The organism is Corynebacterium ammoniagenes DSM 20306 (assembly GCF_001941425.1).
In the GTDB taxonomy this organism is placed as follows: Bacteria; Actinomycetota; Actinomycetes; order Mycobacteriales; family Mycobacteriaceae; genus Corynebacterium; species Corynebacterium ammoniagenes.
In genome coordinates this window covers 2,731,495-2,754,460 of sequence record NZ_CP009244.1, presented here as the reverse complement: position 1 = coordinate 2,754,460, position 22,966 = coordinate 2,731,495, and the positions used below count along the sequence as shown (strand labels likewise).

Sequence of the window (22,966 nt, the reverse complement as noted above, 5' to 3'; positions counted from 1 at the left end):
TTTCGTGCGCTATATCAAGTAGCGACGCACGCCACTACTTCTTGGTAGCAGCCTTCATCTGGGAGACATAGTCGGTAATCTCCTGCTTCAGTGCGTCGAGATCGGTGATGGCTCCAGGAGAATCTTCCGTTTCACGTGAAACGTAGCGGTCAACAATCTTGGTAATGGCCGAACCGGTAATGGCGCCGGCTGCGCCGGCGGCGACGGCATCGGCGACGTGTTCGGGCGTAGAAATGCCGAAGCCGAGAAGTGCGGGTGCGCCGTTGTAGCGGTGGATATTCGCTACTACCTCATCGAGGCCCAGGGTGTCAGATTCCACCTCAGTGCCTGTGACGCCATCGCGCGAGACGGCATAGATATATCCCTTGGAATACTTCGCAACGCCTTCTAGGGTGCGTTCCGTGGCTCGTGCGGGCGCGATGAAGACAGGTGCTACACCGGCTTTCTCTGCTGCCGCAGCGAACGGAGCGCCCTCACGTACGGGGACATCGGGAAGCAAGATGGCATCGGCGCCGGCGGCACCGAACTCTTCGTAGAATGTGTCCAGCCCGCGGGTAAAGGGCACGTTGCCATAAATGAGCATGCCCAAAGGTGTATCGGGGAATTCCTCGCGGATTTGGCGAACGAGGTTGAGTGCACCATCGACAGTCGCGCCGCCATCTAGGGCGCGAAGGTGTGAGCCTTGAATGGTGGGGCCATCGGCAACCGGATCGGAGAAGGGCACGCCAAGCTCAAGTGCATCGGCGCCGGCGTTGACCACGGTGCGGATGATTTCCAAACTGGCATCTGGGGTCGGGTCATTGAGCATGATGAAGGGTACGAAGGCACCTTCATTCTTCTCCTTCAGTTGGGAGAAGAGCTGTTCAAAACGAGCGACGCCATCACGGGTAGCAGACATGATTAATTCTTCTCCTTGTCAGCGGTGTCCTGGAGGATATCTTTGTTGAGCACCAATTCGGGGTTCTCTTCCAAAGTCTGTCGTACGTGGTCGATATCCTTATCGCCGCGGCCGGACAGTGACACCAGGATGTTGATGTCTTCGTCTTTGCGCTTGAGCGCATAAGCCAGCGCGTGCGAAGACTCAAGCGCGGGAATGATGCCTTCTTGTTGCGACAGGAGCTGGAACGCTTCGAGAGCTTCCGCGTCCGTAATTCCAACGTACTTTGCGCGCCCAGTGGCGTGCAGGTGTGCGTGCTGTGGGCCGACGCCGGGATAGTCCAAGCCGGCAGAGATGGAGTAGGACTCCTCCACCTGACCGTCGCTATTGCGCATCAGGAAGCTGCGCGCACCGTGCAAGATGCCGACGGTGCCGTTATTGATGGTGGCGCCATGCTTGCCAGAATCTAACCCTGCGCCGGCGGGCTCTGCGCCGACGAGTTCGACATTTTCTTCGTCAATAAAGTCTGCGAACATGCCGATGGCATTGGAGCCGCCGCCCACGCAAGCAACTACTAGTTCGGGCAGACCGCCGATGCGCTCAAGCATTTGAGCTTTGGCCTCGGTGGAGATGACGCGGTGGAATTCGCGCACGATCGTGGGGAATGGGTGTGGGCCTGCCGCAGTGCCTAAGAGGTAGTGCGACTCATGGAAGGTTGCGGTCCAGTCGCGCAGAGCTTCATTGACGGCGTCTTTCAGCGTTCCAGAGCCGGTATCGACTGGGATAACCTTGGCTCCCATCAATTCCATGCGGAAGACATTGGGCTGCTGGCGGGCGACGTCTTTGGCGCCCATGTAGACCACGCACTCGAGATCGAGGAGCGCGCACGCTAATGCGGTGGCGGTCCCGTGTTGCCCAGCACCAGTTTCGGCGATGATTCGGGTTTTACCCATGCGCTTGGCCAGCAGTGCCTGGCCTAAAACCTGGTTCGTCTTGTGCGCGCCACCGTGGACTAAGTCCTCGCGCTTGAGAAAAATACGCGCCTTGCCACCGAGCTTGTGCACCTCGGTGATGGGGGTCGGACGCCCCAAGTAATCGCGAAGTAGATCCGCTAGTTCCTTCTGGAAGGACTCATCGTCCATAGCGTCCACAAAGGCCTGCTCCAGTTGGTCGAGCGCAGGAATGAGGGATTCAGGAACGAATTGTCCGCCAAATTCTCCGAAGTAGGCAGGAAGCAAAGTTTCCCGGGATGATTCAGTCATATGTGGATTGTCCTTAAGCATGAAAATATCGAATGGTGGCAAATGCGCGAGCGATCAGGCCGGAGTCTTTCGTGCCCTTTTCTGTCTCCAGTCCGGAATTCAGATCCACGCCAACGGTGCCAATTTTAAGCGCTTCCGCGATATTGTGCGGGCCAATGCCGCCAGCCAACAAAGCGGAATCCAGAACCTCGGAAGGAATCGTGGACCAGTCAAAGCTGGTGCCGGTGCCGCCGTCGCCGGAGTCTAAGACGACGCGATCGATGACCTTTTCCTTAATCAGAGCTTGGGCCAGAGCCGGGCCATCTTCCTGGCTCATAGACACGGCGCGCCAGATGTGCAGACCTCTCTCCTGCTCTGCGCCAAAGTCGAGGTCTTCATCTTTGGTAGCCGCGATGGTAATGCCAGCGTCTTTAACCTCTTGGATGACGGAGTGGACATAATCCAGTTCTGCCTCGATGCTGCCTTGGTAAGGAGCATGCAGCTGCAGTGCCGTAATACCCTTGATGGTAGCCAAGTCCGCCCAGCCCTCCGTTCGGCGGGAGACGGCAACGTAGTCTAGGTCAGGCTCATGAGCGATAATGTCCTCTGCGGTTTCACGTGAAACATTGCGCGGAGAAGCCTCTTCAAAGACAAGGCCGCCATAGACTGCGCCAGCCGCGCGGGCAGTTTGGGCGGCGGACCACGTGGTCAGCCCACAGACCTTGTTGTGGCCATAGACCAATTGGCGGGCAGCTTCATCAATATCCGGCGTGGAGGTCAATTGCGATCCCACTAAGAACGCGTTGGAATGACCACCGAGCGCGCGGACGGTCTTGTTATCGCGAATGCCAGACTCGGAAACGACCACGGCGCCTTCGGGCAGCAATGCTGCCAGGGTCTTCGAGCGCGTCAAATCAATACTGAGATCGTGGAGGTTGCGGTGGTTGATGCCGAAAATATTAGCGCCGAGACGAATCGCACGCTCTACTTCTTCCGCGTCAATAACCTCGGTGAGCACATCCAGACCCAGGCGGTGTGCCTCATCTTGCAGGCGGGTGTATTCCTCATCATCTAAGACGGACAGCATCAGCAAAATGGCATCGGCGCCGTAGTAGCGCGCGGCGTGGATTTGCACCTCATCAACGATGAAGTCCTTGCACAGCACCGGAAGGTGCGAGGATAAAGACACAGTTTGCAGATGGTCATAATCCCCGCCAAATTTATCGGGTTCGCACAGCACGGAAATGCCCGCGGCATAACGGGAGTAAATACGCGCGATGGCACCAGGCTCATAGTGCTCACGAATCAGCCCCAAGGAGGGAGAAGAAGACTTGCACTCCATGATGAAGGCATTGGTAGCACCATGCAGGTTGTCATAAAGCGAGCGGGTTGAGCGTGGCAGGTTGCGGACATCGACGTGCGCAATTCGCTTGGCGATGTCGCCGAGATGCGTGCGACGGTTGTCAACAATTCCTTCCAACACCGTGGGTAGTGGATGATTATTTGGCATAATTGGCCTCCTCGTGGCGCTGTAACCAATCTTTCACGGTGCCATCGGCAAGCAAGCCCAAAGCCTTATCCGTGCCTTCTTTAAAGCTATCTGCTTTACCAGTCAGGTAGAACATTGCGCCGGCATTGGCCGCGATGGCATCGCGGTGTGCCGCGGGTGCAGAATTGTCAAAGATGCGGCGCAGGTGCTCGGCGTTTTCTTTGCCGTCGCCACCCGTGAGGTCAGAGAGCTGGTGGGTGGAAACACCGAAGTCTTCTGGGGTGACGGTGTATTCGTGGATATCACCATCGCGCAATTCCCACACCTGGGTAGGTCCGTGGACGGCGATTTCATCGGTGCCGGCGCCATGCATGACGATGGCGCGACCGCGACCCAGCTCCTTGAAGACCTCCGCGATGGTGCGGCCCATCTTCGGGTTTGCGACGCCCATAATCTGAAATTCTGGGCGCGCAGGCGACAAGATAGGACCCAGCGAGTTGAAGATGGTCGGCACCTTGATGGCACGGCGCACTGGCATCACGTGCGCGACGGCTGGGTGGTAGGCGGGTGCGTACAGGAAGGTAAACCCAGATTCCTCGAACTGACGCACCGCGCGGTTGACGTCCAAGTCCAAGGGGATATTAAGTGCTTCGAGCGCGTCCGCGGAACCGGATTTAGAAGAGACCGAACGGTTGCCACATTTGATAACCTTCGCTCCCCCAGCGCCGACCAGAAGAGAGGCGCCGGTGGAGATATTGATGGTGTTGGTGCCGTCACCACCGGTGCCGGCGGAGTCTAGGATGCCTGCGCCAGTAATGGGAAAAGGACGCGAAGCATTGATAAAGGCCTTGGCTGCGCCAGCGAGATCGGCGAAGGTTTCCCCGCGCGTGCGGATGGTCGCCAGCAAAGCGGCGATATGGATATCGTCATACTCACCGTTGGTCAGTGGGTAAAAGACCTCGTAGGCCTCTTCCACCGTGGGTTCGTGATTGTCCAGGAACTTCATCAAAGTGTTAATGGGTGCTGCCATGAGCTGTGGACGTCCTTTCTAGATTGTTATAGATATTGTAATAAATGCGGTTTAACGTGCGGCAACCACTGTCTGTGCAGCATGTGAAATTAGGCGTTCAGTGCCGAAGTTTCCGAGGGCCGGGAATGCGCTAGCTTGTCGATGCATCGTTCCAGGATGATGGGGCCCGACGGGGTCAGCACGGATTCCGGGTGGAATTGCAGACCCAAAGCCATGCCGTCTTCAGTCTCCGCTGCCATGACAATGTCATCGATAAAGCCAAGTGCCTGCAGGCTATCTGGGAGATTCACGCAGCCGAGAGAGTGATAGCGTGCAATCGGAAGGTGCGTGCCCACATAGTTGGGCTGATCCGGTTCCACATCGGTGGTCAAACCTTCAAATGCAGGGTGCTTGGCACCGAGCTGGGTAAGAAACATCGTGTCCGTCGAGCCGTGCACTGGACCGCAGGGGGCCACTTTCCCACCGTGGTGTTCTAGCAATGCTTGGAACCCGAGGCAGATGCCTAAGATAGGAATCTTGCCTAAGACGGTCTCAATGAGTTCCATCATGCAACCGGCATCGGTTGGGTGACCCGGGCCCGGGGAGAGCACAATTAGGTCTGGCTGCTGATCTAGGATTTCCGTCACTGTTACGGTATTGCGCATAACTACGGTGTCATAGCCGGTGAGAGCATCAACTAAGTTGTAGACGAAAGAATCGTGATTATCTAAGAGCACGACTTTGTGCTTGCTCATCGGATGACCTCCAGGGTGGCGTTGTCGGCGGCGGCAATCGCGTGCAATACCGCGTATGCCTTGTGTAAAGTTTCATCGGCTTCAGACTGTGGGACAGAATCGCGGACCACGCCCGCGCCGGCCTGCACAATCGCTGTGTTGTTTTTGATGTACGCGGAACGGATGACAATGCAGTTATCCATGGAGCCATCCCCGCGCAGATACCCCACTGCCCCGCCGTAGGAGCCGCGGCGCTTTTTCTCGGTATTGCGCACCAGCTCCATCGCGCGTAGCTTCGGCGCACCGGTGAGCGTGCCCATATTCATACACGCGCGGTAAGCATCGATTGCGTCAAAGTCTGGGTGTAGCTCCGCTACCACGCGGGAGACCAAGTGCATGACGCGGGAGTACCGGTCTACCTGCAACAGGTCTGCAACACGGCGGGTGCCCGGAACTGCGACGCGGGCTAAGTCATTGCGCGCGAGATCCACCAGCATGGTGTGCTCGGCGACTTCCTTGGTATCGGTCCGCATATCCAACTCATTGCGGATATCTAATTCATGCGTTGCACCACGTGGTCGCGTACCAGCGATGGGATAGAGCTGCACTTGGCGTGTATCAGCATCAAATTTCAGGTTGGATTCTGGCGATGCGCCGATGAGCTCATAATCGGCACCGCGGATATAAAACATATACGGAGACGGGTTAGTCTCCCGCAGCTTGCGGTACGCCGCGAAGGCATCCGGGCACTCCATGCTGAAAGAACGTGCCGGGACAACCTGGTAAATATCGCCCTCGTAGATGTTGTTTTGCAGTTCCACCACGTGCTTGCGGAAGTCCTTGTCCAAGATATCCGCGGTAACCGTGACGGACTTGGCATCCGTGCTGGTTTCAGAGGCCGCCTTGGTGGAAGTATTGGCTAGCGCTTGTGCCTTAGCAAGGTGTGCGTCGAGGCGGGCATGCAGCTCCGATTCATCGACGTCTACCCCGTGCAGCACAATCTCGTGGTTGAGGTGGTCTACATGCAGCAGGGTCTGGGCGACAACAAACTCGTAATCTGGGTAGTCGTTTTCGCCCTCGCTCACCTTCGGCAGAACCTCAAAAGTATCAAGATAGTCATAAGCAAAGCCGCCGCCTAGGAAAGGAAGCATTTCGTGTGAGTAGCCTGCATCAAGCTGAAGCTTGCGCAGCACCTCGGCATTAGAAATGGCTTTCAGGCGACGTCGTTCGTCACTGTCGGTGGAAGGAGAAAATTCGAACTCCCCTGGCGCGACGACGAATTCGGCTAACTGCTCTTCAAGGCGTCGAAGCATGGCTTCCCCGGTGTCAGAGAGCACCGTGGTTACGACGCGTTGGCCGTGGCAGGTGACTTTGAGAGCCGCATCTACAACGGCCAGGCACTGCACGTTCTTCTTGGATTCAATATCTGCTGATTCCAGCAGCATTGAATCATGTTTGGTTGCTAGAGCATCAAAGAGTGCGGCTGCATCGGTGATGTACGGCAGCTGCCGTGATGCGGTATGAAATCCGGTCATAGCGTTTATCTGTCTTTCGCGACTGTGTTTTTAAAGGTTAAGGATTGTTATTAACTCTTCAGTGCCGCGGTCTACGCCGGTTAGTTGTCCCATGAAGACAACAAAAAGGCCCGCAACACTGCGAGCCGTTGTTCTGGGAAAAGCTTGAATGAAAGAAGCTTAAGAAGGCCCGCGGTTTACGCGCGCCACCACCAGTTGTTCAGGGGACTTAAGTTCTTCATGAGGAACACTGTAGCACTACCTTCCAACAAATGGGATCTGGATCCCGAATTTAATTCTTGATGCCGAGTTCAACCACTAAGGGTCTTTTGAAAATTACAGTGCTAACAAGGCAATTCCCGTGACGAGCGCATTATTTGCAGCGTGAACAAGAAAAGATCCCCACAAGCTTTGGAACCATAGCCGTGCAAGAATCAAAGAGGTGCCCAGAAATATAACGTAGACCATCATGACTGGTGAAAAGTGCATGACGGTAAAAATAACCGTCGTGGCTACCGCTGCAGCCCGAGTAGGAAATCGCGTATCAAGCCAATCCATTAACACGCGCCGGAAAGCAATTTCTTCGATAAGCGGCACAAGGACCACCGTGCCAAGGAGAATTACCACGCGCGCAGCGATGCCCAGACTAAGACCAGCACTCTCCGTGCTGTCGCCGTTTGGGCTCAGGCCCATTGCCGTGCCAATGAGCATTGCACCGATACCGCCGGCTGCAACCGTGGCAGGGATCCACCAAATTAAATGCCAGAGCGAATGAGTAGGACGAACAAAACCCAACTCTTTCCAGCCCCACCTGCAACGACGGACAAAACCGAAATATAGAACAGCGCAGCCAGCAATAGCTGCACCGCCAACTGTGCCTAGTGTGATCAAATCCGAAGCTGGACCGCCGGTGGATTTAGCTACATAACCAAAGATCAATCCAAAGATAGCTGCTCCCAGTAAGACCGCTGCCATGATTGCGATAGCCCACGCGAGGTGGGATCGAGATGGGCGCGGAGTAAAACCGGCATAATTTACGGTGTCTTGATTCACGCTTGTCCCTTTCTTGTCTGGCCATATGGCGAACTGATATCGATGTCGTCCAGTGTCAGGAGAGTTTGTGGCGTTTTCACCGTAACGGGAATAGTGCTATAGAGCAGATCTCTGAACACCGACACACTGGAGCGTTTGGGAGGACGCTTGGCTGACGCAATCCAGTAGACAACTCCCCTGCCCAGTTGATTCTCGGGACGTACACCAAATGCCGGTGCGAAACCTAAATCTGCAATGCCCTAGTTCTCGGTGAGTGGTGCTAGCTCTCACAGCTAAAATACCCCCGGTTGGGGTTGGGTTTACGGTAACTTACCGACCATTAAGACAGTTAATGTGGTTCGTGAATAAAACAGTGACATAGCTATGAGCTGCGTGTTATGTGACTTGCATTACGCAATGGGTGTATTGGGCCCGTCGTGGTGTGTAAATACTTTGCGGAATCTGTATTGAAACCCCTGCTTAACCGCTAGGTTTAGAACTACCTTACTGATTTTGCATAGGGAATTGTTTCACGTGGTTTCAGTAAATCTTGCATGGTGAACATTTCTCTGTGACCTCCCTTCGACGCATAAGGAAGCTCTCACATGACCCACATTCGTTTCTCTACACCTTCTCGCGGTAAAGCGGTGCTTGCCGCGGTATCGGCAGCGGCTTTAGTGTTGGCGGGCTGTTCAACGGAAAGCGGCGACAGCGCTGCTGATGGTGAAGGCGGCGCCGATAGCTACTCCATCGGCATCAACCAACTTGTCCAGCACCCAGCATTGGATGCCAGTGCGGCGGGTTTCAAAGCGGCGTTTGAAGATGCCGGCGTGGACGTGGAATGGGATGAACAAAACGCCAATGGTGAGCAGGGAACGGCGGTGACCATCGCCCAGCAAATGGCCAATGCCGATCATGACCTCTACTTGGCTATTGCCACCCCAGCGGCGCAGGCCATGGCGCAGTCCATTAAGGACGCTCCTCTCCTATTTACTGCCGTCACGGACCCGGAAGCCGCGGAACTGGTGGAGTCGAATGACGCGCCAGGTGCCAATGTCACCGGTACTTCTGATATCGCCCCGATTGAGGATCAGGTGGATTTGCTCAAGGAGCTGGTACCGGATGTCAAGACCATTGGTGTGGTCTATGCCTCGGGCGAGGTCAACTCCCAGGTCCAAGTTGATGAGCTGACGTCTGTGGCTGGTGAGTCCGACATGGATGTCACCAGCCAGACCGTTACCTCTGTCACAGAGATTCCGCAGGCAGTGCAAGCGCTTGGCGATGTCGACGCGCTCTATGTGCCCACAGACAACATGGTGGTCTCCGGCATTTCCTCGTTGATCAACGTGGCTAATGACGAGCAGATTCCTGTTATCGGCGCTGAGGCCGGCACCGTCGAAGGCGGTGCGGCAGCAACCTTGGGCATTGACTACGAACAACTCGGCCGCCAGACCGGTGAGATGGCGCTACGCATCCTTCAAGATGGTGAAGACCCTGCCTCCACGCCGGTTGAAAGCGCGAAGGAATTTACCTACGTGGTCAACCCAGAGGCAGCTGAGGCCCAGGGTATTGAGATCCCAGAGGCGATTATGGAAGAAGCTGAGACCGTATGATCGGTGCGGTTGAGCTCGGACTCCTCTACGCCGTGATGGCCATAGGCGTTTATCTCACCTTCCGAGTTCTAGATTTTCCTGACCTGACCGTCGACGGCAGCTTTACCACCGGCGCTGCTGCCGCTGGCGTGCTCATTACCAACGGAGTCAACCCGTTCCTTGCCACCGGCGTGGGCTTTATTGCCGGATTCATCGCTGGCATTATCACGGGACTTCTACACACCAAGGGCAAGATTGATGGCTTGCTCGCCGGTATTTTGACCATGATTGGGCTGTGGTCTATCAACCTGCGCATTATGGGCGGCGCGAATATTCCGCTGCTGAGTCAAGACTCCGTGTTTACCCCACTCGATAACATCATGGGCACCTGGGTGGGCGTGGGCATGTTGGGTGTCGGCGCGGCTGTACTCGTAGCGCTTATCGTGTGGTTTCTCTCCACCGACTTAGGCTTGGCCCTGCGTGCAACCGGTGATAATCAGCAGATGATTACCTCCTTCGGTGTCTCCACTGACTTCACCAAGACTTTGACTCTGGCGCTATCCAACGGCTTGGTCGGCCTGTGTGGCGCGCTCATTGCGCAGTTCCAGGGTTTCGCCGATATTTCCATGGGCGTTGGTCTTATCCTGGTGGGCTTGGCTTCTGTCATCGTGGGCCAAGCGGTGATTCCACAGCGTCGTTTGTGGTTGGTCGTCGGCTCTGTTGCCCTCGGCTCTATCCTCTATCGCCTGATCATCTACGTTGCGCTCACAGTCGGCTTGAACCCGAATGACATGAAGTTGATTACCGCCGTGCTTGTTATCGCAGCACTCTTGTTGCCCAAGCTCACGGGCAGGGCCCCGAAGGTGGCTGGAAGGAAGGTAGCCAATGCTTAAAATCGACAATATTTCCAAGACCTTCTTCCCCGGCACAGCAAACGAACGCAAGGCGCTTATCGATGTCTCCCTCGACCTTGCTCCCGGCGATTTCGTCACGGTGATCGGATCTAATGGCGCCGGCAAATCCACTTTGCTCAACTCGATCTCAGGCCGGCTGATCGTGGATTCCGGCACTATTTCCATCGAAGGTAAAAATGTCGCCCGACAACCGGAGCATAAACGCGCCAAAGTAGTCGGTCGCGTCTTTCAAGACCCCATGGCCGGAACGGCACCGAACCTGACCATTGAAGAAAACCTATCCTTGGCGTATCTGCGCGGCAAAAGGCGTGGGTTGTCCTTGGGGTTGAATTCCAAGCGTCGTTCCTTCTTCCGGGAACAGCTAGCCACATTGGAGTTGGGTCTCGAAGATCGCATAGGCTCGAAAGTCGGCCTGCTCTCCGGTGGTCAGCGACAAGCGCTGAGCCTGCTGATGGCTGGGTTTACCAACCCCGATGTCATGCTCTTGGATGAGCACACCGCCGCGCTGGACCCACAGCGCGCGGAGCTGGTTACTACTTTGACCGAACGCATTGTTGCCCAGGGCAACCTGACCACCTTGATGGTCACGCACAATATGGCACAAGCTATCCAGGTGGGCAACCGGCTGATTATGATGCACGACGGCATGATCATTTATGAAGCCTCAGAAGCAGATAAAAAGAAGCTAACCGTGCAAGACCTCATGTCGGAGTTCGCCAAAATTAAGGGTGCTACCTCCGACCGTGCTCTGCTGCAGTAGCGCGCTTGGTACATTCAAATCCAGTCTCCTTCCGGCGCCGCACGGTGGTGAAATAAGGAGACTGGATTTTTCTATGTCAGCTCTTCTCCAACACAGCGTGCAGGCGCAAAGCAGCATGCAGGCACGTGCACTCCCAGCCGTCATCGAGCACGCCTTCGGCCACGATAGACCGCACCTTTTCTAGACGGTAGTGCAAGGTGGCCCGGTGGATAAAGAGCTTTTCTGCGGTTGCGGTGACATTGCGGGCATTGTCTAGATACTCCAGCACGGTCGTCCATAACGAGCGCGAGCCTTCTGCTAGCAACGTGCTCGCCGCGGGTGATAATGCGTTGACGGTCGCTGGGGTAAGTTCCCATCCCAGCAGCAGGCGCCATGCGCCAGCTTCTTCCCACGCCAGCGACGGAATCCCTTGCAGCGCCGCCACCGTCGCCATGAACATCGCGCGCCGGGCGGAATTGCGAGCACCACTCAGCTCGTTCATTGTCGATGTTCCACGTGAAACAATGTGGGCGCCGACGGCGACGGCGGCGGCCTGGAGGGCATCGAAAAGCGACTGCGACGCTTCCTGGTTCTCCGGACGTTCAATGATGGTCAGCCCGTCGTGGGTGTCAGTAACGAGGAACGGGCTGCGGCGCCGAAAGCGCAAGAGCTCCAGCATTAATCGTTCTGGAGCATCTGCTGGAGCGTCACCTGGCGCATCGGCCGGAGCATCCGTCGACGTTTTGGGTGGTGCCTTGTCGAAGGTACTGATTGCGGTGTCCGATGACTGCGTGGCCTCGCGGATGGTGAGCTGATGGACGCGAATGACACCGCGGCGTGGAAGTAAATTATTGTCCACCGCCTGCGCGACCGAGCCGTCGAGGCCCAAGGTGACATCGCGGGTTAGCTCGCGCATTTCGGCTACGCGTCGTACGATTGCTTCATCGCGCACGGCCATGAGATCGATAATCGGTTGGCGGTACGCGGTGATGGTCTCCAAGTCGGAGCGGTTCAAACTCGGTGAGTCAATAACCCAAATGTGTCCGCACAGCCGCTCCCCTTCCCACAATGGAACGCACAGGCGCGGGAGGAGATCGAATTCTTCATGCGCGGGAAGACGCACAGGTTCGCGGGAATCCTGGACGCCGTTTTCTACCAGCCACGGGATGGGCTCGGGGTTGGGCTCACGGTGAAGGACGTTAAAGACACGTGCATTGTCCACTTCGCCGTATTGCGGGCTGGAGCAAAAGGCATAGAAGGCCGGGGTATCAACCTGGACTGAGCGCTGCAGGACGCTGGCCAGCTCATCCACGAGTGATTGAATCTGGCCTAACTGCGCTGCTCGTGGCTGTGCACTGTGAGGCTGCTCCATCGGTGAAGGTTCCATGCATTTGATTGTGGCATATTTCGACATTTGTCGAAGAAATTCGCCCGCTTTGTCTAGTGACTTTGAAAGTGATGTGAAGCACAATGATAGTAGCGAAGCATTCAAGGCATATTTCTCAATCTCGTGGAGGTACGAACAATGCGCACTACCGTGGGCGAATTTATTATCAACCGGTTGAAAGAACTGGGCATCAAGCACATCATCGGCGTGCCGGGTGATTTCAATTTGAGCTTTATTGAGCAGATCAATGAGGCCGACGACATTGAATTTGTGGGAGCTTGTAATGAGCTCAACGCCGCCTATGCTGCTGATGGCTATGGCCGGCAGTCTGGGGTGGGCGCATTGCTGACCACCTATGGCGTGGGTGAGCTGTCTGCTTTAAACGGCATTGCCGGCGCGCGCGCTGAGCACGTGCCCATGGTGTCTTTGGCAGGCTCTCCCCCGCTGTACTCCACGGAATACCGGTGGAACCTGCACCACTCGTTGGCTGATGGTGACTTTGAAAACATGCTTGAAGCCATCGTGCCCTTTACGGGTGCTGCGGTGCGCGTGACTCCGATGAATGTGGTCGAAGAGATGGATCGCGCCTTGCACATTTGCCTGCGCGAAAAGCGTCCGGTGCACATCCAGATCCCTTCTGATATCACGCACTTGGAAATTGAAGCACCGGATGAGCCATTGAGCACGCAGCTTCCCGGATCGGATGCCGAGCGCCTCGAAGCGGCTGTAACGCGCGTGCTGGAGCGTATCGCGGAGGCAAAGAATCCGGTTTTCCTTTTTGATCAAGACACCGACCGCCATGGCTTTACGGAGAAATTCCGCACCCTGGTGGATAAGCTGCAGATTCCCTATTCGCAGCTAACCTCCGGCAAGGGCGTGCTCTCCGAGCGCGATGGGCTATTCCTCGGCTCCTATAACGGCAAGGCATCCGCGCCGGGAGTCCAAGAAATTGTGGAATCTTCTGACCTGCTCTTTACCACCAACCCCCGCTTTATCGAGGTCAACTCCGGATCTTTTACCCACCACCTGCCGGATGAGGCAATCATCAACTTAGGTGACCAGCACGTCAACGTCGGCGGAGAGTTCTTCGTCGGCATTAATACGCTGGAGCTTCTCGATGCCCTCATCGCCCGCACCAAGACTTCCCGCAAGAAGAAAAAGGAACCATTTGTCTACGGCGACTGGGACGTTGATGCCCAAGCACCATTGACCCATGCACGCATGTGGCCACGGTTTATCCGCTTTTTGGAAGATGATGACACGGTCATCGCTGAAGCGGGTACTTCTCACATCGGCCTGACCCCGGAGCGTTTGCCGCAGGGTGCGCGTTATATCAACTCCCCTATCTGGGGCGCGATTGGCTTTACCCTGCCTGCGCTTTTGGGCAGCATGCTAGCTAACCGTCAGCGCCGCCATGTGCTCTTTATTGGCGACGGATCCTTCCAGCTCACTGCGCAAGAGCTCTCCACCATCCTGCGAGAAGATCTCAAGCCCATCATTGTCCTAGTCAACAACCAGGGCTACACCATCGAGCGCTACATCCTGGGCATGAATGAAAAGTACAACGATATCGCGAACTGGCAGTACGCAGAGCTGCCCAAGGTATTCGTCCCCGATACCACCATGGTTTCCTACCAAGCGCGTACCGAAGGTGAGCTAGAAGACGCGCTGGAGAAGATCAACGCCACGGATGCAGGCGCTTTCCTCGAGGTTCATTTGGACGCCGAAGATGCACCTGCGGGACTTAAGGCCTTTGGCCCTATGACCGCTGACTTCGACTTCGGCCCACGCGGTCCTCGCAATCCATAAGATGGGATCCATTGTCCGCGGACTAGGATGAAGATTGTTCCGCGGCAGATAGAAACAAAGAATAGGTAGCTATAGATAATGATTCGTCCAGATCTGGATAACCTTCCGGCCTACGTACCCGGCGCACGCATGGATGACGCCGTCAAGCTGTCATCCAATGAGTCTTCCTACGCCCCCTTGCCAGCAGTAGCCAAGGCTATGGCTGAGGCAGCCACCGGCGTTAACCGGTACCCGGATATGGGTGCGGTAGAACTACGCACAGCGTTATCCAAGTACTTAGGCGTGGACTTTGAGCAAACCGCAGTGGGCACGGGTTCCTCCGCGCTTTGCCAGCAGCTGGTGCACGCAACCACTACGGCCGATAATGAAGTGGTCTTCCCGTGGCGCAGCTTCGAGGCCTACCCCATCTTTGCGCAGGTCGTTGGCGCAACCCCAGTTCCAGTGGAATTAACAGCTGAGCAAAGCTTGGACATGGATGGTTTGGCGGCCGCAATTACGGATAAGACCAGCTTGGTGTTTATCTGTAACCCAAATAATCCTTCGGGCACGACCATTAGTAATGAAGAATTTGAAGCCTTCATGGCGAAGGTCCCGGATAATGTCGTCGTTGGTCTGGATGAAGCCTATTTTGAATACAACCGCGCCGAGAGCCAACCGGTGGGCACGGATGTCATCGCTAAATATGACAACGTTGTTGGGCTGCGTACCTTCTCCAAGGCCTATGGCCTAGCCGGGGCACGCGTGGGTTACGCCTTCGGTCCCCGCTCCATCATCGATGCCATTAATAAAGTCGCCATTCCTTTCTCGGTGAACTCGATTGCGCAGGCCGGCGCTTTAGCAGCCCTAGATGCTAAAGAAGAGCTCAAAGAGCGTATCGATGAAGCTGTGATCGCTCGCGAGCGCATCGCCGAGGCCTTCGCGGACTGGGGTGCGGTTTCCTCGGAAGCCAACTTTGTGTGGCTCCCGGCTGCTGCTCTCCCTTTGCCACCACTGGATGTGGCTGCCAAGTTTGCCGAACAGGGAGTGCTAGTCCGCGCTTTCCCCGAAGGCGTGCGAATTTCCACCACCACGGTTGAGGAAACAGATGTTCTGCTGAAAGCATTTGAAGCTATCAAGTCATAGCGCCGCAGAAGCTTTCTTTTAATGCTAAAGTTTCGTCTCACATAGGTGGGTGTACGGATACATTACCGTGCACCCACCTGCTTTTATTGCCAACAGTGCGCATTCCGTTCGCGAACCAGGCTGGCAAGAGTGAGAATGGCTAGAACCTCGCTCTCGGTGAGAACCGCAATTGGTGGTTTGGTGACTGCGGATCAGGCACTAGCGCGAGTTGGAACAACCATTAATGAATTGGCTGGTCTCTTCGTGGCTGTCACGCCATCTCTTTCCAAGGTGTGGGTGGCGGCCTTTTGTTATTACTAAAGCAGCATCGGGAAGAAACCAGAAGCGTCTTAGTGATGTGTCACCTAGTTGGTGTTTTTGAGGAATACTTCCACGTTATTGGTGGTTGTCAGGGGTAGTAATTAAACCCAAAACAACTAGTAAGGACGCGCCGTGGCGGACTCTTTAAACCAGATGCAGGAATTCGGCTTTGATAATTCGAAAGGCCTAGAAATTGGAATTTATACCCTGGGCGATCATCTCCCCAATCCTAACGATGGCTCGCGGGTTAGTGCGAAGGAGCGGGTCCAGGAATTCATTCGCTACGCGCAGGCTGCCGAGCAGGCCGGGTTGGATTATTTCGGGCTCGGTGAATCCCACCAAGAATACTTTGCGTCCCAAGCACACGCGGTCATTTTAGGTGCCATCGCGCAGGCCACCTCCACCATGCGCATTGGTAGTTCTTCTACGATTATTAGTACGTCTGATCCGGTGCGGGTGTATGAGAATTTCTCCACCTTGGATCTCATTTCCGATGGCCGGATTGAACTGGTCGCCGGCCGGGCATCACGCGTGGGACTTTTCGAGTTGCTGGGTTATGACCTGCGTGATTATGAAGAGCTCTACGAGGAAAAGCTGGAACTGCTCTTGCAGATCAACCGGGAAGAGTCCGTGACGTGGTCGGGGCAGTTCCGCGCACCGCTTAACGATGCCGAGGTGATTCCTCGTCCCACCGAAGACCGTCTGCGCATCTGGCGCGCTGTGGGTGGCGCCCCAGGAAGTGCGGTTCAGGCAGGTCTTGCCGGTGTCCCGATGGTCATGGCGCATCTTGGAGGCACCACGTCTATCTTTAGCCGCACGGTTGATGCCTACCGCCAGGCAGCCGAGCATGCTGGTTATGATGCTGCAACGCTGCCGATTGCCACCGCGGGCTTTTTCCACGTTGCGGAGACCTCGCAGAAGGCACTGCAAAATACTTACCGGCATATCAATGAAGGCATGATGCGCATCAATGGCCAAGGCATGCCCAAGCAGCTCTTTGCCCAAAACGTCGATCCCGCAAGTATTGCGAATATGGGAAGTGCGCAGGAGGTCATCGAAAAGCTCTTGCATCAGTATGAGGTCTTCGGCCACCAGCGATACATCGGGCAAATTGATTTCGGCGGGATGCCATTTGCAGAGGTGATGAAGCAGATCGACGTCCTGGGAGAGGAAATTCTTCCGGCAATTCGCAAGTACACGGGCGAACCTGCGCCAGCACAACAATCGCAGGAATCTGACGGACAGGAGGAGAACAATTAATGCGTGTCGTAGTGATTTCAGGGTCTAATGTCGGCACTAAAACCAGGACGGTCTCGGATTACCTCAAGCAAGCCTTTGCCGCTTATGATTCCACCATTGACGTGCAGATTATCGATCTGGCGGAAGTGGAGATGGTCTTTGCTGATGGCCGCAGCTATACCGAATATAGCGGTGATACTGGCCGTATCGCACGTGAGATCATGGAGTCTGATGCCCTGGTTATTGGCACGCCCATCTTCCAGGCGTCCATCCCCGCGGCATTGAAAAATGTCTTTGATGTGCTGCCGACGAATGCTTTTCGCGACAAGGTAGTCGGGATGTTTGCCACCGCGGGCTCCGCAAAGCACTACCTGGTGCTCGGGCAGCAATTGCAGCCCATCGTGTCTTATATGAAGGCCCAGGTTGTGCAGCCATATGTCTTTGTCGAAGGCGCCGATCTCTTGCGTGGAGAAATAGTAAACCACGATGTCCTCCAGCGACTAGATCGCTTAGTGGAAGACACCGTGGTGTTAACCCAGACCTATCAGAAGATCCGGGAAGAAAAAGACGCGGCGTACGGCTTTTAGTGCTTGCCTTCTCCAAACTCTTCGATGATCTTGGCATTAAATGCTGGGAGATCATCAGGAGTGCGGGAAGAAACGAGCCCATTATCCGTGTGGACTTCCTCATCAACCCAGGTAGCGCCGGCGTTTTTCAGGTCGGTCTTAATGCTGGGGAACGAGGTGAGTGTACGGCCCTTGACCACATCAGCGTCGGTGAGGATCCAGCCGCCGTGGCAGATAACACCGGTGGGCTTGCCCGCGGCGAAGATATCTTGGACGAACTTCACTGCATCCTCATCCATGCGGATCTTATCGGCATTGCCCGTGCCGCCGGGAAGAATCAAGGCATCGAAATCATCTGCCTTAGCCTGCGCTGAGGTGGTATCTACCTGCACCTCGGTGCCATTCTTGCCGGTAATAGGCTGGGCTTCGGTGGAGATAATAGTAACGTCAGCGCCAGCTTCCTTCACTGCGTCTACTGGGCTGGTGAGCTCCGAATCCTCGAAGCCATTGGTTGCGATAACTGCTACTTTTCGGTTGCTTAGTTTTGCCATTGTTAATCCTCCTTGCTGGAGACTTTTCGTTGACAACCCCCAGCCTAACTACATCATCTTGGTTTTCGCCAGTGCTTCATTCAGGCTCGAGGTGTATTTCGCCAACGGCTTACGCAGCACTACACCGAGAATCAGCGCGGGCATGATAAATAGCAACAGCGTTCCCAGCGCAATCCAGTAGTCCGCTTCATAGATGCCAGCAATTGCCCCGCGGAAAGCATCAATCGCGTAGGTCGCCGGCAACCAGGGGCTAATGCTTTGGAACCAGCCCGGGAGAAGCTGCAGTGGATAAGACCCACCAGCACTAGAGATCTGGATAACGAGCAAGAATACCGCCAAGGCCTTGCCGGTATTTCCCAAAGCCACGGTGAGCGCGTAGATCAACAGCATGAAAATGCACGAGGCGACCCAGCCGGCAAGGACCAGCAGGAATGGGTGAGCCGGTTCAACCTTGACGAAGAAAATCAGACCCAGGGTCAACAGCGTGGATTGCGCGAGGCCAATCAACGCAAAGGTGCCATACCGGCCAAAGTACTTCGCCAGCGGGCCGATCTCTTCAGCGTCGTTATCCTCTGCAACAGCAGTGCTTTCCGATGCCTCCTCGGCGTCGGCAGTGTCATCAGCGTCGTCAAAATCGTCAAAATTATCATCGTCGCTGTGTGCTCGGGGGCGATGTGTGATGAGACGGGCAGCAACATCGGTGCGCAGCGCCACGGATGCGAGAATGCCGCCAACCCACAGCGCGAGCGTGGTGTACAGCGGTGCCATGCCAGCACCAAAGCTTGCAACGGGGTACACAGCTTGGCGGTCGACCTCTACGGGTGCAGCTAAAACCTGCGCGAAGGCATCTGGGTCATCCCCGACAATGCTGGCGAGCTCGGAAAGGTCACCGGTTTCGCCCGCGGTGGTTAGACGATTGCGTAAGTCATTGAGGCTATTCGCGTTCTCATCCAACGTCGCGGCAACGCCGTCGAGAGCGTCGCTCGCGCCAGAGAGAGAATCAGTATTGAGCTGGATGTTGCCTTCTGGGAGATCGATGGTGTCACCGATGCCCCGCAAGGTCTGGCCCAACTCACTGATTTGGTCGCGGATTCCAGAGTTTCGAACATCCTCAATGGCATTGGCTGCTTGGTCTAGGGAGGAGAAGTCGGGGCGTTCTGGGCTGTCGGAGTCAGCGGCCGCACGCAGGCGATCACGCACGCTTTCTTGAGCGGCGATGGCTTCATCTAATTGTCCCGTAAGCCTTGCAGCTTCGGCCGGAAGTCCCGGTCGAATGTCAGCATTGATGGTTTCTTTAAGCCCCTTATAGGCGTCGATATTGAGCTGCACATTATCGGCGAGGGTCCCCAGAGTTGCCGAGCGCGTTTCACGTGAAACACTGACGGAGTCATAGAGATCATCGATCCGGTCTCCCACTACCGCGTAGCTTTCCCGGGTTGCAGACAGCGCAGCATCTAAGGCATCAGAGGATGCGGTGATATCGGCAGCGCCGCTATCTGCGATTTCAGGAAGCTCTGGGAGGGGTGCATCGATAATGCGCTGGGCACTTTCGACCAATGGGATGGTCGATTCCGCCAACTCCCCCATCGTGCGCGCAGTACGTGCGCCATTGCGTAATTGTGATTGCAGGCCTTCAGTGCGTGCTTCGATGCGATTGAGTGCATCTTGGGTGTCGTCCTGATCAAGGAAATCGGACAAGGATGACACAAGCCCCAAAGAAACATCGCCGACGGTACGAGTAAATGTCTCTGAGATGCTTGTTGATAGTCCCTGCGCACCTTTGTCCGCAATGGTGGGTGCCAGCGCATTTTTCTTTTCGTTGGTGTGCAGCGCAATTTCTGCAGGCTCAGAACCATTGGCGTAGAAAGTCAGCAGGTCGGTACTAAAGGATTCCGGCAAGATAATCGAGGCGTAGTACTCCCCTGACCGGGTTCCTTCTAACGCGTCATCGGTATCGGTGATGACCCAATCCATTTGCTGGTTAGCGCGCAGCTGGGAGAGAACTTGTTCCCCGGCGTTGACTTCGATGGGGAAGAAATCACTGGTATAACCAGCATCATCGCTGGCAACGGCAATCTTGAGGTCTTTAGTATTGCCAAAAGGATCCCAGGTCGCCAAAACGTTAAACCACGTAAACAGCAGTGGAATGAGAATGAGAAAGAGCAGCAGGCAGGATGCCATGACGCTGCGGCGAACTTTTAAGAAGTCATTTTTAATAACGGAAAGGGCGTCACGCATTACTTCTCCCCTTCCTGAATTACTGCCGTATCTGCGCTATTAGTTGAGCTAGTGGCCTCGATGGTGTGCAGGCCGCCTGCTTGAGCCGACATGGATTTTTGCAAGGTTTCGTCGTCGAGTTTGGCGATTTCTTCCGATTGCTTCAGAGACTTGCGGATGTAGTCGAAGGAAATAACAAGACCCATCAACAACAAAGTCCACGCGGTCCACATGCCGAGCAACAGCGCCTTGGAATCAGGCAATACCCACGCGGCGATGGCAAGCCCGACGATGCCGACAACACCGATACCCGCGGTGATATGGATGCGGCGGGTATAGCGATCAGCTTCTTGCTGAATGCCTCTCGCAAATTCTTCGCGGTCTTCCAAGGCGCGGACAATATCCGCTAAGCGGTAACCATCGCCAACAACCTGGACGTTTTCAGATTCGAAAAGCTCGCTTTTCGCCATTTCGCGGTTAAAGACCACATTGAAATGCCCCAGGCGTTGGCGCAGGAAGACGCCCAAGAAAAAGGCCACGATGGCCATGAACGCGAGCATGGACATAAATTGCAGGTAATGGGTGCCGTAGAAACCGCCGATGGTCTCACGTAAGGCGTCGATGCCATAGGAAAATGGCAAGAATGGATAAATCGCTTTGAAAAATCCCGGCATCAGCTCAATGGGATATAGCCCCGAGGCGCCGGGGATCTGCATGATGACAAGGAGGACGGCAACGAATTTACCCACGAGTCCTAACGTGGAGGCTAAGGCATAGATGATGCTCAGATAGGCCAAACCGACAAGGATGGCGGTGCCGATGAACGCGAAAGGATTAACGGTTTGGACACCGATAATCAGGTTGCCGCTGGTAACAATAATTGCTTGTAGTGCCACCATAATGGCCATCAAAATGAAGCGGCCAACATAGGCTTGGCGAACGGTAACGCGTTTAAAGCCTTCGGTATCAACCTCCACGCGGAAGACGACCATGAGCATGAAGGCACCAATCCACAACGAGAGGTTGGTAAAGAGTCCGGCCATCGACGAGCCGTAGGAATTGACCTCATAGACCGGCTCGCTGTTAATGGTGACAGGCGAAGCAAAGAAGGAGCCGATATCATCCGCGTCCAAGCCGGTGACAGTCTGCAGTGCTTCGGAGTTGGAGGTCGCGGTAAGCGTCAAGATATCCGTGCGGACGTCATCGACGCCGTCTTCTAATCCCGCAAGGGTGAGGTCGAAGTCATCGAGTGCACTGCGCGTGGATTCTAGTTGCGAGACCACGCCATCGATAAGCGAGTTGGCCTCCCCTAGCGTGGCGCGCTGTCCTTCGAGCGAGCCCGCGAAAGCCCCAGCGGTGGAGCTTAGGTTGCTCAAGGCACTGTTGAGCGCTGGGATGCCATCACCGACGGTATCGCGCAAAGCTTGGGTTGCGGTGGTGGTGTCTTGCGCGGCGGCATCGATGGCATCTGCGGCTGCAGAGACAGAGTCGACGGTGGCGGCGGCATCGGCGTTAAGCCCGGTGACATCATCAAGCAAGCGCTCGCTGGCGGCATTGCCTGCCTCCAACCGTTGTAGTGTTTCTTCCAGTGGAGCGGCTAACTCAGGGCTGAGCGCACTGTCATTGAGCAAGCCTTGAACCTGTTCTATGGCGGCGGCGCCAGCCTGGATGGCATCACCGGTTTGTTGGCCCGCGGAGTCAAGGCGACCGCTGGTTTGCTGCAAGGTGGCATTGATATCCGCGATGGACGCGCGTGCGTTTGCGGTGCCTTCTGCTACCGCCGTGGTGCCATCGACGAAGGCCGAGGTGGTCTGGTCGGTGAAGTTGGTCATTTCCGTTTGCACCGTGGCTGCTAAGTCCTGGACCTGTGCGAGTGCGTCCTGGCCTTCCACAAGTGCTTGGTCTACCTGTGCGACGGTATCTTTAGCGCCAGTCATGGAGTTCTCGGCCTCGCTCAAACGAGCCTTGAAATCATCCAATCCCCCACGCGCGGAACGAAGATTCGCTGCTGTTTCGCCAAAGGAAGTATTCGTGGAATCGCGGGCGTTGATGATGGCATCTTCTAAAGACTTGCCTTCATCACTAATAGTGGTCGCTGCTGCGGAGGCAATCTCTTGTTTGAGAGCAGAGGTAATAGCTTGATCAACACCCGTGGCGCCGGAGTCGGTAATCTGCGGAGCAATCGCGCTGGATTTTTCATTCACCCGGTATTCCAATGTCGGCCGAGTTAACGTGCCTTCGGTAATCGCGAGCAGATCCGAGGTGAAGTCCTCAGGGATAATGATGCTGGCGTATGTCTCACCGCGTCTGAGCCGGTCTTCTGCGGTGGCGGCATCTTCAATCTGCCAGCCCAGCTGATCATTGTTTTGCAGCTGCTCAGTAATTTGCTGGCCGACGTCGAGGTGTCCGATGACATCTGAATCACCGCCTTGATCCTCATTGACCACGCTGACCTTAATATTTTCGGTGTTTCCATACGGATCCCAGAAGGCAGCGACATTGAACCAGGAATACAACGCTGGAACGAATAAAATGCCAATTAAGATGATCCAGGCTTTAGGCACACGCCCTAAGCGTTTGACGTCTCGAGTAAAAATCTTCCAACTTTGGCGCACCCAGGCGAGTCTACTCGCT

18 protein-coding genes are annotated in these 22,966 nt (G+C 55.6%); 7 read left to right on the top strand and 11 right to left on the bottom strand.

Annotation, left to right across the window (positions count from 1 at the left end; translation table 11 throughout):
• Positions 1-34: 34 nt before the first annotated feature.
• The 7 genes from trpA to CAMM_RS12545 all read right to left on the bottom strand — a co-directional run bounded on the left by trpA (position 35) and on the right by CAMM_RS12545 (position 7,917).
• The gene (trpA, locus tag CAMM_RS12575; RefSeq protein WP_003846975.1) at positions 35-898 is read right to left on the bottom strand and encodes a tryptophan synthase subunit alpha; all 864 of its coding nucleotides are present in this window, start codon (positions 896-898) and stop codon (positions 35-37) included.
• 2 nt (positions 899-900) lie between these two features.
• Entirely contained in the window at positions 901-2,139 is a 1,239-nt protein-coding gene (trpB, locus tag CAMM_RS12570) for a tryptophan synthase subunit beta (RefSeq protein WP_050759853.1), read from the bottom strand.
• A 13-nt stretch (positions 2,140-2,152) separates the two neighbouring features.
• Positions 2,153-3,628, bottom strand: coding sequence for a bifunctional indole-3-glycerol-phosphate synthase TrpC/phosphoribosylanthranilate isomerase TrpF (trpCF, locus tag CAMM_RS12565; protein WP_003846972.1), 1,476 nt, complete (start codon positions 3,626-3,628; stop codon positions 2,153-2,155).
• A complete protein-coding gene (trpD, locus tag CAMM_RS12560) occupies positions 3,618-4,637 on the bottom strand; it encodes an anthranilate phosphoribosyltransferase (RefSeq protein WP_003846971.1) in 1,020 nt (339 codons plus the stop codon). Before trpD ends, trpCF begins: the two co-directional genes overlap by 11 nt.
• Before the next feature lie 89 nt (positions 4,638-4,726).
• Positions 4,727-5,371 (bottom strand): anthranilate synthase component II, encoded by a 645-nt coding sequence (locus CAMM_RS12555; RefSeq protein ID WP_003846969.1) that lies wholly within the window; start codon positions 5,369-5,371, stop codon positions 4,727-4,729.
• Positions 5,368-6,885 (bottom strand): anthranilate synthase component 1, encoded by a 1,518-nt coding sequence (locus tag CAMM_RS12550; protein WP_003846967.1) that lies wholly within the window; start codon positions 6,883-6,885, stop codon positions 5,368-5,370. The genes CAMM_RS12555 and CAMM_RS12550 overlap by 4 nt, the downstream gene beginning before the upstream one ends.
• Before the next feature lie 315 nt (positions 6,886-7,200).
• Positions 7,201-7,917 carry a CPBP family intramembrane glutamic endopeptidase gene (locus tag CAMM_RS12545; RefSeq protein ID WP_040355212.1) on the bottom strand — a complete coding sequence of 239 codons (717 nt, stop codon included), beginning with the start codon at positions 7,915-7,917 and terminating at the stop codon, positions 7,201-7,203.
• 584 nt (positions 7,918-8,501) lie between these two features.
• On the opposite strand from CAMM_RS12545, the gene CAMM_RS12540 reads away from it, so the two are divergent.
• The 3 genes from CAMM_RS12540 to CAMM_RS12530 are packed head-to-tail and all read left to right on the top strand — an operon-like array spanning position 8,502 to position 11,162.
• On the top strand, positions 8,502-9,509 hold the full coding sequence (locus CAMM_RS12540; protein ID WP_003846965.1) for an ABC transporter substrate-binding protein: 1,008 nt from the start codon (positions 8,502-8,504) through the stop codon (positions 9,507-9,509).
• Complete coding sequence (locus CAMM_RS12535) at positions 9,506-10,381, top strand: ABC transporter permease (RefSeq protein WP_003846963.1); 876 nt, start codon at positions 9,506-9,508, stop codon at positions 10,379-10,381. The genes CAMM_RS12540 and CAMM_RS12535 overlap by 4 nt, the downstream gene beginning before the upstream one ends.
• The gene (locus CAMM_RS12530) at positions 10,374-11,162 is read left to right on the top strand and encodes an ABC transporter ATP-binding protein (protein WP_003846962.1); all 789 of its coding nucleotides are present in this window, start codon (positions 10,374-10,376) and stop codon (positions 11,160-11,162) included. Before CAMM_RS12535 ends, CAMM_RS12530 begins: the two co-directional genes overlap by 8 nt.
• 76 nt (positions 11,163-11,238) lie before the next feature.
• On the opposite strand, the gene CAMM_RS12525 is transcribed toward CAMM_RS12530, so the two are convergent.
• Positions 11,239-12,528, bottom strand: a complete 1,290-nt coding sequence (locus CAMM_RS12525) for a PucR family transcriptional regulator (protein WP_232051072.1) — start codon at positions 12,526-12,528, stop codon at positions 11,239-11,241.
• 138 nt (positions 12,529-12,666) lie between these two features.
• On the opposite strand from CAMM_RS12525, the gene CAMM_RS12520 reads away from it, so the two are divergent.
• The 4 genes from CAMM_RS12520 to CAMM_RS12505 all read left to right on the top strand — a co-directional run bounded on the left by CAMM_RS12520 (position 12,667) and on the right by CAMM_RS12505 (position 17,585).
• Positions 12,667-14,337 carry an alpha-keto acid decarboxylase family protein gene (locus tag CAMM_RS12520; protein WP_003846960.1) on the top strand — a complete coding sequence of 557 codons (1,671 nt, stop codon included), beginning with the start codon at positions 12,667-12,669 and terminating at the stop codon, positions 14,335-14,337.
• 78 nt (positions 14,338-14,415) lie between these two features.
• A complete protein-coding gene (gene hisC, locus CAMM_RS12515; protein ID WP_003846958.1) occupies positions 14,416-15,459 on the top strand; it encodes a histidinol-phosphate transaminase in 1,044 nt (347 codons plus the stop codon).
• A gap of 432 nt (positions 15,460-15,891) precedes the next feature.
• Positions 15,892-17,019 (top strand): LLM class flavin-dependent oxidoreductase, encoded by a 1,128-nt coding sequence (locus tag CAMM_RS12510; RefSeq protein ID WP_197736769.1) that lies wholly within the window; start codon positions 15,892-15,894, stop codon positions 17,017-17,019.
• Positions 17,019-17,585: an NADPH-dependent FMN reductase gene (locus CAMM_RS12505; protein ID WP_003846953.1), complete on the top strand. Its 567-nt coding sequence runs from the start codon at positions 17,019-17,021 to the stop codon at positions 17,583-17,585. The genes CAMM_RS12510 and CAMM_RS12505 overlap by 1 nt, the downstream gene beginning before the upstream one ends.
• On the opposite strand, the gene CAMM_RS12500 is transcribed toward CAMM_RS12505, so the two are convergent.
• From CAMM_RS12500 to CAMM_RS12490, 3 genes are read right to left on the bottom strand one after another with little or no spacing between them, the layout of a single operon-like run.
• Positions 17,582-18,115 carry a type 1 glutamine amidotransferase domain-containing protein gene (locus tag CAMM_RS12500; RefSeq protein ID WP_003846952.1) on the bottom strand — a complete coding sequence of 178 codons (534 nt, stop codon included), beginning with the start codon at positions 18,113-18,115 and terminating at the stop codon, positions 17,582-17,584. The genes CAMM_RS12505 and CAMM_RS12500 overlap by 4 nt on opposite strands.
• 48 nt (positions 18,116-18,163) lie before the next feature.
• Positions 18,164-20,353, bottom strand: a complete 2,190-nt coding sequence (locus CAMM_RS12495; protein WP_003846951.1) for a YhgE/Pip domain-containing protein — start codon at positions 20,351-20,353, stop codon at positions 18,164-18,166.
• Positions 20,353-22,947 (bottom strand): YhgE/Pip domain-containing protein, encoded by a 2,595-nt coding sequence (locus tag CAMM_RS12490; protein WP_040355208.1) that lies wholly within the window; start codon positions 22,945-22,947, stop codon positions 20,353-20,355. Before CAMM_RS12490 ends, CAMM_RS12495 begins: the two co-directional genes overlap by 1 nt.
• Positions 22,948-22,966: the final 19 nt, after the last annotated feature.

Bases quoted from the DNA above. Each gene is read 5' to 3' on its own strand.
- trpA (WP_003846975.1), bottom strand. From the start codon at position 898: ATGTCTGCTACCCGTGATGGCGTCGCTCGTTTTGAACAGCTCTTCTCC.
- trpB (WP_050759853.1), bottom strand. From the start codon at position 2,139: ATGACTGAATCATCCCGGGAAACTTTGCTTCCTGCCTACTTCGGAGAA.
- trpCF (WP_003846972.1), bottom strand. From the start codon at position 3,628: ATGCCAAATAATCATCCACTACCCACGGTGTTGGAAGGAATTGTTGAC.
- trpD (WP_003846971.1), bottom strand. From the start codon at position 4,637: ATGGCAGCACCCATTAACACTTTGATGAAGTTCCTGGACAATCACGAA.
- CAMM_RS12555 (WP_003846969.1), bottom strand. From the start codon at position 5,371: ATGAGCAAGCACAAAGTCGTGCTCTTAGATAATCACGATTCTTTCGTC.
- CAMM_RS12550 (WP_003846967.1), bottom strand. From the start codon at position 6,885: ATGACCGGATTTCATACCGCATCACGGCAGCTGCCGTACATCACCGAT.
- CAMM_RS12540 (WP_003846965.1), top strand. From the start codon at position 8,502: ATGACCCACATTCGTTTCTCTACACCTTCTCGCGGTAAAGCGGTGCTT.
- CAMM_RS12535 (WP_003846963.1), top strand. From the start codon at position 9,506: ATGATCGGTGCGGTTGAGCTCGGACTCCTCTACGCCGTGATGGCCATA.
- CAMM_RS12530 (WP_003846962.1), top strand. From the start codon at position 10,374: ATGCTTAAAATCGACAATATTTCCAAGACCTTCTTCCCCGGCACAGCA.
- CAMM_RS12525 (WP_232051072.1), bottom strand. From the start codon at position 12,528: ATGGAACCTTCACCGATGGAGCAGCCTCACAGTGCACAGCCACGAGCA.
- CAMM_RS12520 (WP_003846960.1), top strand. From the start codon at position 12,667: ATGCGCACTACCGTGGGCGAATTTATTATCAACCGGTTGAAAGAACTG.
- hisC (WP_003846958.1), top strand. From the start codon at position 14,416: ATGATTCGTCCAGATCTGGATAACCTTCCGGCCTACGTACCCGGCGCA.
- CAMM_RS12505 (WP_003846953.1), top strand. From the start codon at position 17,019: ATGCGTGTCGTAGTGATTTCAGGGTCTAATGTCGGCACTAAAACCAGG.
- CAMM_RS12500 (WP_003846952.1), bottom strand. From the start codon at position 18,115: ATGGCAAAACTAAGCAACCGAAAAGTAGCAGTTATCGCAACCAATGGC.
- CAMM_RS12495 (WP_003846951.1), bottom strand. From the start codon at position 20,353: ATGCGTGACGCCCTTTCCGTTATTAAAAATGACTTCTTAAAAGTTCGC.